This window comes from Paenibacillus sp. Marseille-Q9583, assembly GCF_976954365.1.
Window position 1 is genome coordinate 1 of the sequence record NZ_CDRJTB010000025.1, and the last position, 13,578, is coordinate 13,578.

The 13,578-nt window shown below is 43.9% G+C and carries 15 protein-coding genes; all 15 read left to right on the forward strand.

Annotated elements, in window-relative coordinates; genetic code table 11:
- Positions 1–2 precede the first annotated feature (2 nt).
- The 15 genes from ACWNM1_RS13565 (at position 3) to ACWNM1_RS13635 (ending at position 13,574) form a co-directional block, all read left to right on the forward strand.
- On the forward strand, positions 3–764 hold the full coding sequence (locus ACWNM1_RS13565) for a methionine ABC transporter ATP-binding protein (RefSeq protein ID WP_449601329.1): 762 nt from the start codon (positions 3–5) through the stop codon (positions 762–764).
- Positions 757–1,419 carry a methionine ABC transporter permease gene (locus tag ACWNM1_RS13570; RefSeq protein ID WP_042191779.1) on the forward strand — a complete coding sequence of 221 codons (663 nt, stop codon included), beginning with the start codon at positions 757–759 and terminating at the stop codon, positions 1,417–1,419. Before ACWNM1_RS13565 ends, ACWNM1_RS13570 begins: the two co-directional genes overlap by 8 nt.
- 71 nt (positions 1,420–1,490) lie before the next feature.
- A complete protein-coding gene (locus ACWNM1_RS13575; RefSeq protein WP_042191777.1) occupies positions 1,491–2,318 on the forward strand; it encodes a MetQ/NlpA family ABC transporter substrate-binding protein in 828 nt (275 codons plus the stop codon).
- 132 nt (positions 2,319–2,450) lie between these two features.
- Positions 2,451–3,125, forward strand: coding sequence for an ABC transporter ATP-binding protein (locus ACWNM1_RS13580; RefSeq protein ID WP_449601330.1), 675 nt, complete (start codon positions 2,451–2,453; stop codon positions 3,123–3,125).
- Complete coding sequence (locus tag ACWNM1_RS13585) at positions 3,125–5,623, forward strand: ABC transporter permease (protein WP_449601331.1); 2,499 nt, start codon at positions 3,125–3,127, stop codon at positions 5,621–5,623. The genes ACWNM1_RS13580 and ACWNM1_RS13585 overlap by 1 nt, the downstream gene beginning before the upstream one ends.
- A gap of 66 nt (positions 5,624–5,689) precedes the next feature.
- The gene (locus ACWNM1_RS13590) at positions 5,690–6,367 is read left to right on the forward strand and encodes a response regulator transcription factor (protein WP_449601332.1); all 678 of its coding nucleotides are present in this window, start codon (positions 5,690–5,692) and stop codon (positions 6,365–6,367) included.
- Positions 6,368–6,369: 2 nt separating this feature from the next.
- On the forward strand, positions 6,370–7,392 hold the full coding sequence (locus ACWNM1_RS13595; RefSeq protein WP_449601333.1) for a sensor histidine kinase: 1,023 nt from the start codon (positions 6,370–6,372) through the stop codon (positions 7,390–7,392).
- A 325-nt stretch (positions 7,393–7,717) separates the two neighbouring features.
- The gene (locus ACWNM1_RS13600; protein WP_076285318.1) at positions 7,718–8,020 is read left to right on the forward strand and encodes a LiaF transmembrane domain-containing protein; all 303 of its coding nucleotides are present in this window, start codon (positions 7,718–7,720) and stop codon (positions 8,018–8,020) included.
- 44 nt (positions 8,021–8,064) lie between these two features.
- Positions 8,065–8,742 carry a PspA/IM30 family protein gene (locus tag ACWNM1_RS13605; protein WP_449601334.1) on the forward strand — a complete coding sequence of 226 codons (678 nt, stop codon included), beginning with the start codon at positions 8,065–8,067 and terminating at the stop codon, positions 8,740–8,742.
- Between the two features lie 4 nt (positions 8,743–8,746).
- Positions 8,747–9,217 carry a PspC domain-containing protein gene (locus ACWNM1_RS13610; RefSeq protein ID WP_449601335.1) on the forward strand — a complete coding sequence of 157 codons (471 nt, stop codon included), beginning with the start codon at positions 8,747–8,749 and terminating at the stop codon, positions 9,215–9,217.
- Positions 9,218–9,220: 3 nt separating this feature from the next.
- Complete coding sequence (locus ACWNM1_RS13615; RefSeq protein WP_042191765.1) at positions 9,221–9,925, forward strand: PspA/IM30 family protein; 705 nt, start codon at positions 9,221–9,223, stop codon at positions 9,923–9,925.
- Between the two features lie 289 nt (positions 9,926–10,214).
- Positions 10,215–10,862 (forward strand): cell wall-active antibiotics response protein LiaF, encoded by a 648-nt coding sequence (liaF, locus tag ACWNM1_RS13620; RefSeq protein WP_449601336.1) that lies wholly within the window; start codon positions 10,215–10,217, stop codon positions 10,860–10,862.
- 30 nt (positions 10,863–10,892) lie between these two features.
- Positions 10,893–11,927, forward strand: coding sequence for a sensor histidine kinase (locus ACWNM1_RS13625; RefSeq protein ID WP_042191761.1), 1,035 nt, complete (start codon positions 10,893–10,895; stop codon positions 11,925–11,927).
- Positions 11,928–11,945: 18 nt separating this feature from the next.
- A complete protein-coding gene (locus ACWNM1_RS13630; RefSeq protein ID WP_179085807.1) occupies positions 11,946–12,599 on the forward strand; it encodes a response regulator in 654 nt (217 codons plus the stop codon).
- Positions 12,600–12,761: 162 nt separating this feature from the next.
- The gene (locus ACWNM1_RS13635; protein ID WP_449601337.1) at positions 12,762–13,574 is read left to right on the forward strand and encodes a YwmB family TATA-box binding protein; all 813 of its coding nucleotides are present in this window, start codon (positions 12,762–12,764) and stop codon (positions 13,572–13,574) included.
- The last annotated feature ends 4 nt before the right edge of the window (positions 13,575–13,578 follow it).

The window sequence follows — 13,578 nt, forward strand, 5'->3', positions numbered from 1 at the left end:
CAATCCTATCGCTGAGTCGGGTGAGTAAAGGATTCAAGCTGAAGGACGGCATGTATCAGGCGGTGAATGATGTATCGCTTGATGTGAAGAAGGGATCGATTCACGGGATTATTGGTGAAAGCGGGGCAGGGAAATCCACGCTGCTACGATTGATTAATCTGCTGGAAAAGCCGGATCAAGGGACAGTTACCGTAGAAGGGCATAATTTAACCGAAATGCCGAGTAAACAGCTACGGAAAGCTAGGGAAAAGATTGGAATGATTTTTCAGCAATTTAATCTGGTCAATAACGTCACGGTAAGCCGCAACATTTCGATCCCTCTGGAACTGGCAGGGGTGCCGAAGCGTGAACGGATGAAGCGGGTGAAGGAATGTCTCGATTTTGTCGGATTGGCTGATAAGGCAGAGCAATATCCCGCACAGCTAAGTGGAGGACAGCGACAACGTGTGGCGATCGCCCGGGCGCTTTCGAACAGTCCTGGACTATTGCTATGTGACGAACCAACATCCTCACTAGATCCAGGAACAACTGCGGATATTCTAGATGTCCTGAAGCATATTAATGGGGGTCTTGGGGTTACGGTAGTGATTGTTACGCATGAGATGGATGTTGTCAAAAGCATATGCACTCACGTATCGGTGATGGAAAATGGTCGAATCGTAGATTCATTCTCACGCCAAGATGGTGATTTCCGGCCTGCTGCAGTCCGTACTGGCTCTTACCGGGATCAAATTCTGGGTAAAGCGGGGGAAACGCATGTTTGATAGTGTACTTCAATATCAGGCACAGATGTGGGAATCGATCGGAGAAACTTTTATAATGGTCGGTATTTCTGTTGGTGCCGCACTGCTACTGGGGCTTCCGCTCGGGACGTTGTTGTTTTTTTGCCGAAAAGGGCAGCTCTATGAGAATAAAACATTGTCACTGGTACTCAACAGCATCGTAAATATTATCCGTTCATTTCCATTCCTGCTGCTTGTCGTTGCACTCATTCCGGTCACTCGTTTCCTCGTCGGAACTGCGATTGGAACAATGGCTGCCACGGTTCCGTTATCCATTGTTGCCATTGCTTATTACTCTCGTCTGGTGGAGCAGTCTTTGCTGGAGGTTCCTAAAGGAGTCATAGAAGCGGCGTTGTCTATGGGGGCCTCGAAGCTGGGGTTGATCTTTAAGTTTCTGTATGTAGAGGCTCGTTCGGGTCTAGTGCTCGGACTTACTACCTCCACCATTAGTTTTATCTCTTACTCGACTGTAATGGGGGTTGTTGGAGGGGGCGGGGTTGGAGATTTTGCGATCCGTTACGGATATCAGCGTTTTGAGACTGAAGTGATGATCTATGCGATTGTTGTGATGATTGTATTGGTTCAGTTGGTTCAATTCACAGGAGGTACGATCTCACGGCTGTTAGATAAGCGTTAATCGTTCAACCTGTACATCAAATTTTGTAATACAAAATGGTTAAACATATAAACTGGGGGTTAGTTGTAGTAATGAAAAAATCAATGATAGTTGTGCTTATGTTAATGGTATTGGTCGTAGCGGGTTGTGGCTCTAATAAAGCAGCCGAGAACAATTCTGCAAAAGGTAGCGATGAGCTAACCAAATTAAAGATTGCTACTTTGATTCCACCAATGACGGAAATTCTGGATATTGTGAAGCCACTTCTGAAGGAAGATGGCATTGATCTTGAAATCGTTGTGCTGTCTGACAATGTGCAGCCTAATGAGGCTTTGGCGAATAAAGAAGTAGACGCTAACTTTTTCCAACACGTTCCTTATATGAAGCAGTTTAATGAAAGCAAAGGCTCCAATCTAGTAGAGGTACAGCCTGTCTATGACGCTATTTACGGTGGATACTCCAAGCGTTACAAGAATGTTGCGGATCTGCCGGAAGGTGCAACACTAGTAATGGCTAATGACCCTTCAAATATCGGCCGTTCTTTACAAATGTTCGCTGCAGCCGATTTGATTAAGCTAAAAGAAGGTGTAGGCATCAAGGCTACACAAGCAGACATTACTGAGAATCCAAAAAACTTTAAGTTTGAGGAAGTTGATCTATTGATGTTGGCCCGTATGCTGGATGATGGAGATCTAGTGGCAATGACTCCGGCTTATGCTAGCCCGCTTGGATTAACACCGAAGAAAGATGCACTGATTACTGAAGGTGCGGATTCTGAATTCACGATCACCTTGGTTGCACGTGAAGACAACAAGGACTCTGATGCGATCCAGAAGCTAGCTAAACGGATTAGCGGACCAGAAGTGAAGAAATTCCTTGAAGATAACTACGCGGATATTGCGTTGCCTGCTTTTAAATAAGCTTAAATAGTTAGATTAGTAATTCAACGAGACTTGTCCATTATGGGCAAGTCTTTTTTTGTGTCACTAGAATGTAAGAACTGCTCTATATAATAGGTTGTAGAATAACAAAGCGGAATGGAGATGGGAAATATGTCTGTACTCAGCGCAAATAATCTCACAAAACATTATGGTAAGGGTACTAATCTGGTCAAGGCACTGGATGGTATTAACGTAGAGGTACACAACGGTGAATTTATAGCGATTGTCGGAACTTCAGGAAGTGGCAAATCAACGCTCTTACATATGCTAGGCGGGCTTGATCGGGCGACAGAAGGTCAGGTGATCATAGATGGTAAAAATATTTTTGGGATGAAGGATGATGAGTTGACGGTATTTAGAAGAAGAAAGATCGGATTTGTGTTTCAGAACTATAATCTAGTGCCGATTCTTAATGTATACGAAAATATTGTGTTGCCTATAGAGCTGGATGGAAACAAAATAGACAAGGATTTCGTGGATCATATTGTGAATACGTTAGGTCTTTCGCAAAAATTGGACAACCTCCCTGGTCAGCTTTCAGGCGGTCAGCAGCAAAGGGTAGCCATCGCACGGGCATTGGCAGCTAAACCTTCCATTATCCTAGCAGATGAACCTACAGGGAACTTGGACAGCATCACTAGCCAGGAGGTCATTGGATTACTCAAAGTAACAAGCAGACAGTTTAATCAGACGATTCTAATGATTACTCATAATGAAGAGATTGCTCAGCTTGCAGACCGGACCATCCGGATAGAGGACGGTAAAATTACTGGAGGGGCATTGTGATGATGTTTCCAAACAGTAATAAGCCCATTGTTAAAAAGCTGACGAGCAGAAGCCTGAAAGCCAATCGGACCCGAAATCGTTTTGTGATTCTGGCTATCGTGCTTACTACCTGGCTCATTACTTCTTTTTTTAGTATTGGACTGAGCAACTATAAGACCTTCGAAATGCAGCAATTGAAAATAAACGGAACCATGGCTGATGTCTACTTAACCTCCCCGTCAGAACAACAAATGAACAAGTTAAAGGAACTCTCCTATATTGAGACCATCGGACTTCAGTCCAGGGTAGGTAATGTGATCAATACGCCAGAAATAGGAGATCTTAATTTAGCTCTGCTCTGGTACGACTCTACAGAATGGACAGAGATGCGTAAGCCTGTAATCGATGGGCTAAAGGGCAAGTACCCAGAAAAGGACAATGAAATCGCCGTTCCTTTATGGATATTACAGTCGATGGGGGTGGATGATCCGCAGATCGGCATGAGCTTGCCATTTACCTACTCCGTTACCCGCGGTGGGGTGAAATCTCAAGAGAGTAACACCTTCATACTAAGTGGATGGTTTACCGATTACAGTCATGTGCGTACCGGAAATACTGGCGCTATGCTGGTATCGGGAGCTTTTGCCGAAGCGCATGGTGTAGATCTTGAGAATCCCAAAAATGTCACTATCTTATTTAATGAGAAAAACACGGATAAACTTATCTCACGTTTGCAACAGGATATTTCTTTGGAAAAAAGTCAGAAGCTCGAACCGGTCTCTAACCAATCGTCTTCCTCTTCGGATAGAACAGCAACTTTGATTGGTTACGCTGGAATTATATTATTTGTTATGCTGAGCGGATATTTATTGATTTATAATGTGCTTTATATTTCTGTCTCACGGGATACAAGGTTCTACGGTCTGCTTAGAACGCTAGGAACTACACAACGGCAGATTAAAAAAATAGTTAGGGCACAGGCCTCACGGTTAGCACTTATCGCTATCCCACTGGGACTTGCCGCAGGAGCTGTGACTTCCTTCGTAATGGTGCCGCTGGCTATGAGTACAATGGATTTGGATACGGGCGTGGAGATTTCGTTTCACCCATTAATCTTTATTGGAGCTGCGTTGTTTGCTTGGTTGACCACCATGTTCAGTGCTATTAAACCCGCCTCTATAGCCGGTAAAGTCTCTCCAATAGAAGCGGTAAGATATACAGGGACGATGGTTAAAGCTAAGAAGAAACGGGGAACTGGTGGATCAAAGCTGCATCGACTGGCTTGGCGTAATATTTTTAGAGTGAAAAAACGGGCGATGGTTGTGTTTCTCTCTTTATTTCTCGGGCTAACGACTTTTCTGGTGATCAATACACTAGTGCTTAGTATGAGTACAGATCATTTTATTTCGGAATACATGGATAACGACTTCACGCTGTCCAATCAGACGATGTCCTTAGGATTTGAGGGGGAAGCGAAGACCAAGATCTCAGAGGATTTGATCAAGAATATTCAGGATATGAATGGAGTAAAAGAGGTCTTCAAGGTTTATATTGAAATGGCTGAGATGAAATATGACCCTAAGGTATTCGGTAAATATGTAGATGAATTCGCAAAATCATATCACACAGAACGCCCTGCCGATGAACAACTAGCTAAGGGGCAAGGGATGTTCTCAATGACCCGTGTTACTGGGTTAGATCCAGATCAGGTCAGAAAGTTGGAGGAGAAATTAGGGTTCACTGTAGATATGGAACGGTTTGAAAAAGGTGAGATTGCCTTGCTGGACAATTTTAATCTCGGTGGTCTTAAGGTCGGAGATCCATTTCAAATCAGTCCTATAAAAAGCGAAGCCGCACAATCTTTCGAAATTGGAGGGCTTGGTAATTTCAGTTCACTGGAATCTTCACATTTTGTGGCTCCGAATGTCTATATCAGCCACGCCGCTATAAAGAAGTTCATGAGTAACCCATTTATAAATAAAGTGTATATTAATGCTGACCCAAAAGACTGGAAGCCAATCACCGATCTATTGGAAGGACTCATCGGCGGAGATGGCGAGCTGAAGCTGGAGTCGAAGCTGTATATGGAAAGGTTCATGGAATCGGCTAAGTTAACCTTTTACATTATGGGTGGCGGAATTGCGCTCATTCTAGCGCTGATTGGAATTTTGAATTACGTTAATATTATGTATACAGGGGTTGTAGCTCGGAAGCTGGAGTTCGCAGTGATGGAGAGCATCGGGATGACCTTTAAGCAGATGAGAAAGCTGTTGCTGTTTGAAGGGGCAGGTTATGCGATCATATCGACATTACTAATCTCAACAATAGGCACATTAGTCAGTTATGGTGCTTATAGCCTGTTCAGCCAAGAAGCTACTTATGCTGTGTTTAGCTTCCCAACCCTTCCGCTTTCTATTGCAATTGTACTCGTTTTTGTGGTTTGCCTGAGTGTTCCGCTTATTGCTTATAAGCAAATTAAAAAGGACAGCATTGTGGAACGTCTGCGGCAAATGGAATAGAGCTAATTAATTAACAGCGTAGTCTTCCTCTGCTTGTTACAATGATAGGTATAGAGGTGAGTTTCAATGACAACCATTCTAATTGTAGAGGATGACCGTCTCTTAAACGAGGGGCTGAAGTTCATGCTTGAAAAAGAAAACTATACTATTATTCAGGCCTATTCTTATCAGGAGGCGGCTTCTAGAATTCAGGATCAGACCATCAGTCTGGTCCTTTTGGACATTAACCTCCCAGATGGGAGTGGTCTTGCACTGTGCCAGGAAATTCGGCGAACGAGTTCCATTCCGGTTATATTTCTAACTGCCAACGATACTGAGCAGGATATGGTAGCTGGATTTGGGCTAGGAGCTGATGATTATATTGCGAAGCCATTTAGCATGGTCGTACTTTTGCAGCGTGTTAAGGCTGTTCTTCGACGAACAGGCACTGATGGTGGCTCAGAGCTGTTTCAATACAAGGATATTGCGATTAACTCAGCTAAAATGAAGGTTTATAAATATGGACTGGAAATAAAACTAACCACCAATGAGTATCGTCTACTCGCCATTCTTACCGAGAACAGAGGACAGGTTCTTACTCGGAGGTTAATGCTGGAGAAGCTATGGGACATAGATGGTAATTTCGTGGATGAGAATACGCTGAGTGTAAATATTCGTAGGCTGCGGGCCAAAATTGAGGATGATCCTAAAGACTGTAAATACATTAAAACCGTATTCGGCATTGGCTACACATGGGGAGAATAAGGATGAAGAACCCATTTTCAAAAATTATTTGGATCTCTTTCGCCCTTTTTGCTGTAGTCGTGGTTTTGTTCGGCTCTATGCTTATTTATTATAAGCCTGAGAGGTCTATAGCCATTGGATTCGTGGTTTTTGTTAGTGTGATGGCTCTGCTGTTTATAAGTTTTGTGCTCGCGCTTCGTAAAGAAATGCTAAACACGCTATCTTCATTGTCGGGATTGATTCAAGATCTTATTAATGGACAAATGACTCAGATGTTCCCGGTGCAGGAGGATACACTCCTCTCTAAATTACAGCATCAGGTTATTCAATTATCTGAGCTGTTGTCTTCGCAGAAGCAGCGCTACCGTGAAGAGAGTCAAGAAGTCAAAACATTGATCTCTGATATCTCTCATCAACTTAAGACCCCTTTAGCCAATTTAGGGATGTATAACAGTCTTATTATGGATGAAGGGCTCCCCGCTGAAACACGCAGTGAATTTACTCGCCATATGGGTAGTCAGATTGAGAAGCTGTCTTGGCTCATGGAGAATCTGATCAAGTTATCACGGTTGGAATCAGGTATTATAGAGCTTCATACGGAGAAGCATAGTCTTGAGAATACTGTGTTGTCAGCGATCAAACAGGCGTTTCCGGCAGCAGAGCAAAAGAATATAGAGATCTTATTGGAATCAGATCAGGGGATTACGCTGCAACATGATCCCAAGTGGACGGGAGAAGCTATCTATAACATCATCGATAATGCTCTGAAATATACGCTCGGGCCCTGCAGTGTTAGAATTACGATTCGGAGGTATGATCTTTTTGCAAGGATTGATGTTGCTGATGGTGGAATAGGAATTCCTACTACTGAGGTGAATGACATTTTTAAACGATTTTACCGAGGAGCAGGTTCCAATGGAACTGAAGGTGTTGGCATAGGCCTTTATTTAGCCCGTAAAATTGTGACTGAGCAGGGTGGATATATAAAAGTGAGATCGGAGTTAAGTAAAGGCAGTGTTTTTTCTATATTTTTGCCGTTACATTGATTCTGAATGTACTCGAAGCTTAGCCCCCTAAATTGGGGGTTTTTCTCAAAATATAAGAAAGTATATGTTTCACGTTATACATTATCCTTATATTTCTCGCATAAACGCTTACCGTCCTATAAGGACGCCAAAGGCATTTATGCTTGTTAAAGTCGCTATTTCATTGAGGAAAAGTGCTTTGCTAGCCCTATAGTGGTCTGCAGTCGTACAGCTACCTCGACTAAGGTCCAGTACCAAAAACCGTCGTTGGTCTGTTTTGAAAGTCTGCGAATTGCTCTAGAATAAGGCTATAAGGTTAAGGACAACGAAAGGCGGTGAGAAAATAATGCAAAGAAGACAAGGAAACGGATTGGCGGTTGTACTGATTGTGATTGGTGCGGTAATGTTGCTCGGTTTAGCGCTTCCTCTGATTCACGGTATTTTCAGACTACTGTTCCCAGTATTGCTGGTTGTTCTCGGGTACTATGGGATTAAGAGTGGACGCAAGGTTATCGGTTGGGTACTAATGTTCATTGGTGTCATGTCCCTGATCGCGAAGCTTTCCTGGATCATCGGACCACTGCTAGGTGTGGCGTTGATCGTATGGGGAGTGTCAGCTTTAAAGGGTAGAAGAAATGGTACTTATTAAGAAGGATTGTACTTAAACAAGAAGCAGGGAGGGAGCAGGAGATTATGAGTGTTTTTCGTCGCATGAGGGATATTACAGTAGCTAATCTAAATGAACGTCTAGAGCAAAGTCAAGATCCTGTGAAGCTAATTGATCAATTTCTACATTCAACTCGCGAGGAAATCAGTGAAGCTGAAAGATTGTATCAGCAATACGCTTCCCATACGAAGCAATTGCAGCAGCAAGTTAACCAAGCGACTGCCATGAGAAATAAACGTGAGGAACAGGCGTTACTCGCATTAAAAGCAGGAGAAGATCATCTTGCAAAGCTGGCTTTACAAGAAAAGATCATTCACGAGGAAAAGTTGGAGCAATATAGCGGGCTACTTGAACAAAGTAAGCAATCCTTGTTTGATCTTGAAGGACAGCTGAATGAGCTGAAAATAGAGTATCAGACAGTTTATAGCAAACGTCAGTATTACGCAGCACGGATGGAGTCGCTGAGACTACAGCAACGTATGAACCAAAGAGCAAGTGCTTATGGTAACGGCGGTGATGTTCCCAAAATGTTCGGACGTCTGGAAGATCGGATGTCAGATTGGGAATTAGAAGCGAAGAGCTTGCGTGATGTGCGTCGCATGGGACAGGAATATGCGGTGCAAGCAGGTGAGACTGTAGCAACCGTACTCGAAAGAGAAATGGCTCGCTTAAAGGAGAAACTGAACAATGGTGGAAAGGAGTAGCGCTATGAGTCGATTATATCGTTCAACTAGAGATAAAGTGATGACGGGTCTTGCAGGTGGATTATCTGAGACACTCGGTATTGATTCCACGCTATTTCGGATTCTGTTACTGGTCAGCATTCCGTTTACAGGAGGTGCCGTGATTCCAGTGTACTTCATTGCAGCGCTGGTTATTCCGAAGGAGCCTACGCATTATAATCCTTTCGGACCAGGCCCTGGTGCACCGGGTGGCCCATTCGATGGTCCTTACTCAGGTAGACCGGAACATGGACACGGACCGCATGCTAATGGCGGACATGGACCTTATGGACGCCAACCTAACTACAATCCTAATTTTGAGAAGAACAGCGCATCATATTCAGCTCAGGATTCCGGTTTGGATGCGATGATGAAGGATATCGAGAAGAAGGCTCTGCAAAAAGAAGTAGAAGAACTCAAACAAAAACTGTCTAAATATGAGAAAGGGGAATTGTAAATCATGGGAGTATTTCAAAGAATTAAAGATATGACTAAAGCGTCGGTAAATGACTTGTTGGATAAGGTAGAGGACCCAATCGTAATGCTTAACCAATATCTGCGCGATATGGAGGCTGAAATCCACGAAGCAGAAGTTACAGTTGCCAAACAAATGGCGAACGAACGTCGCATGAAGCAACGCGTGGAAGAAGCAGCAAAAATGTCCGCACAACGTGGAGCACAAGCTGAATTGGCACTGAAAAACGGTCAAGAAGAAGTGACTCGCAAGCTGTTGGAAGAAAAAATCTATTTCGACCAAAAACAAGCGGAATACAGCGATCTTCATGCTCAAGCTGAAGTGCAAGCGAAGGAATTGGTTGGGCAGCTGCATGATATGAAGGATGAATTCTACAAACTGCGCAATAAGCGTAACGAGCTCGTATCCCGTGCTCAAATGGCTAAAGCGAAGAAACAAATGACGCAAATCAGCAGCGTACACTCCATCGAAAGTGGCAGTGCGTCACTCGGATTCCACCGGATGGAAGAGAAGATTATGCAGCTTGAAGCAGAAGCAGATGTAATGCGTGCACCTTACAGCCCATCCGCTGCCTACACTAAACCAGTCGATGTTGAGAAGCAACTGAAAGTGGATGAGCAACTGGCTGCACTGAGAAGCAAGCTGAATGATACACCGGCTGCTCCTTCTTTAAACAAAAAAGAAGAATAAATCCTGTTCCTAAAACTTAAGTAGATATGATATGCTGGACAAGAAGAAGCCATACGGTATGGATCTCCATACCGATATGGCTTTTGTAGCGGCTGGCAATAATATATGGATGAGTGTAGTTTTGCTTACGAAGATAGTTTTGCTTCGCAAAACTTAAGTGTATGCTTACGAAGATAGTTTTGCTTCGCAAAACTTAAGTATATGCTTACGAAGATAGTTTTGCTTCGCAAAACTTAAGTATATGCTTACGAAGTTAGTTTTGCTTCGCAAAACTTGTAGGAGGTGCGAAATGGATAAACGAAACCGTTTGATTGCCATCGGACTGATCGGTGTTGGCTGCATGATGATTTTTGGTAGATGGCTCGGCTTTTTCTCCATTGTCGCGCTTCTATTCCTGTTCCTAGGGGTCTACCGCACGACGTCAGGCAAAGTGAAGCAGGGTTATAAGCTGCTCGGGATTGGCGCTATATTACTTTTGTTGGATCATTTGGTGCTTGTGCTGGGGATTTGTTTGATTTCATTGGGAATGTTTTTTACTAAATCCAAAAGAGTTCAGCGTAAGGAAGGGTTTATGCAGAAGCAGAACTTTTCTTCTAGATTTGACTGGGATCGCTCACCCTGGGTGATGCATAGCCTCAGCTCATGGCATATCCTTGGAGAGGCTGATATTGATCTTTCACTGGCTATGGCGGAGCAAAAGGAAACGGTTATGCTTTTTCAAGGAATCTTTGGTGATATGGACATTCAATTGTCAGATGATTATGGTGTGGAAATAGAAGCCTTTGTGCTTTTTGGATCGATTGAATTCGGTAATGGGCGCGATACAGGTATGCTAAACCGTCTGAATTGGAAGTCCCCTAACTATGAAAGTAGTGAATATAAGGTAAAGTTTAGTGTGTCTTATTTGATGGGAGATTTGGATGTGCGATTATCCTGATTAGTTTGATACAGAAGGGAGGGTCCCCGTATGGATAAAAAGAACAAAAACATGATGTCACGCAGTATGGGTGAGGGGGCTCTGTTCTCTTTTGTCATGCTGCTTGTGATATTGTACACCATGTATACATATGGCTATTTAAAGCCTTTTGAAAGCTGGATGATTGGATTACGCACGGCATTTACTCTAATTCTGCTGCCTATGGGGTTCGGGGTTGGCTTTGGTTTCTATCAGAGCTTCCGAGTAAAGCGAAAGTTGGAACGTCTGAGAGAAACTCTCGTATTGTGGGAGAAGGGAAACTTAACGCTATCTATGCCTGACTTGGGTGACGATGAGCTGGGAAGGCTCGGAGAACAATTAGGCCGAATTAGTGGGAAATGGGAAAACCAAGTGACAACACTGCAGCGGTTGTCTACAAATAACGCGAAGCTCGCGGAGCAAGCACGAGTATCTGCTATTATGGAAGAGCGCCAGCGGCTTGCGCGTGAATTGCATGATGCAGTCTCACAGCAGTTGTTCGCGATCTCTATGACCGCCACGGCTGTAGGCCGGACGCTGGAGAAGGATTTTGACAAGGCGCAACGGCAAATTGCACTTATCGAAGAAATGTCTGCTGTAGCCCAATCAGAGATGAGAGCACTATTGCTTCATTTAAGACCTGTTTATTTGGAAGGTAAGGGATTAGAGCAGGGGCTGCAGGAGTTGATCAAGGAACTTAAGGTTAAGGTTCCGATTGAAATCGTGTTCGAGATGGACCCTGATGTACAATTGCTAAAAGGGGTAGAGAATCACTTATTCCGTATTGTGCAGGAGGCAATCTCCAATACGCTTCGTCATGCGAAAGCAGAAAAGATGGAAATCAGGCTGCATCGGCGAGGAGATACAGTTCGTTTGACGCTCCGTGATGATGGGATTGGTTTTGAATTGGATGACAGTAAACAAACTTCCTACGGTTTGTCGAATATGCAGGAGCGGATGAATGAAATCGGAGGTTCCATTCAGTTTATTACCGCTCCGGGTAAAGGAATGCGGATTGAAATTACCGTTCCGTTAGTCAATGAATAATAGGAGGAAAGAGTGACCATGGAGATGGAGGAAGCCATTAAGGTATTACTTGTAGATGATCATGAAATGGTACGGATCGGACTAGCTGCTGTTCTAGGTACTGAAGACGGAATTGAAGTCGTAGGGGAAGCTGGAAGTGGGGAAGAAGGTATCCGGCTGGCACAAGAGTACAATCCGGATGTAGTCCTAATGGATCTCGTAATGGATGGGATGGATGGGATTGAAACGACCAAACACTTAATGAAGCAGTATCCCGAGATCAAAGTTATTGTGTTGACAAGCTATCTGGATGATGAAAAAATGTATCCGGTGATTGAAGCAGGTGCGTTCAGTTATCTACTAAAGACCTCACGAGCTAGTGAAGTGGCAGATGCCATACGCGCTGCGGCAAGAGGCCAGTCTGTACTGGAGTCACAGGTCGCCTCTAAAATGATGAATCGTTTTCGAAACAATGCAAAGGGTGAATCCCCTGCTTATAAAGAGCTTACGGAGCGCGAGATGGAAGTATTACGTCTGCTTGCGCAAGGTAAATCGAATCAGGATATCGCGGACCAACTAATTATTGGGATCAAGACTGTGAAATTTCATGTAACGAATATTCTCGCGAAGCTGGGTGTGGAAGACCGGACCCAAGCAGCAATTTATGCATATAAAAATGGACTAGCTGAATAATTGGATATCCCAATTGGTGTGAGTACAAGAACTGGCCAGAGTAAGAAGGGCTGGTTTTTTTGTGTGCGCGAGTATATGAAAATATTTGTCTCCGTATAAAATCTTGTAAAGCGGACATCCTGTTTAGTAGATTAATAGACCGGATTGAGAGGGTGTTGGATTGTGGGGTATGTGGAAGAAAGTAAGGGAAAGAGACACGATGCAGGCCGAAAAAGCGGTATTAAAGGAATGTTACTGGTATTTATTCTATGTTGTACTGCGTTACTTTTGGCAGGTTTTCGGGGCGAAGGTGAAAAAGAGAGCAGCCAGATCGCCCAATTGAAAAAGTCACTTCCTCTCCTGACCTCCCTTGGTAAAAGTGTTACAGTACCCGGATCCCCTCTTCGTTTAGTTTTAAAATGGCAGGGAGAATTCAATGGTGATGGTCTAGAGGCTGGTGTCACTGCAACTAACCTATCCGATGATCTTGGGTTGGGAGAAACAAGCCTGGAAGACGGGGGGGAACATCTTACTTACCGTTCGTCTGCCGACAGAGCCGGTTTGCAAACCACCATGTTCTGGAGTGAGCTCGGAAACGGACGTAGTTATGTGATTGTAACCCTGGAGACACCTGATTTGTTAAATACTCCGGATCTGCAAGCTGAAGCAGAAGAGGCTGGCGCGAAACTACAGAAGATCGGCATCACAACGGAATGGAATACCTCGCTTCAGGGGGCTGCGAAGGAGCAGGAGCACCCTCAGAAGGCTCTATTGTTAACGGAGCAGAATATGTACGCACAGCTGCCCGATCTTAAAGTACAGGAAAGCTACGAAGACGAAACAACAGCCAGCCATACTTATAGTACATCGGCATTGTTGCATTCCGTAATCAGCGGAAACCATGAGGTAGTCCTACAGGCAGCTATTCATCAGGATGCAAAAGAGGGCAGCAGCCGCGTTACGATTGGATTACCATTAATAACAATAGAATATTGAAAAA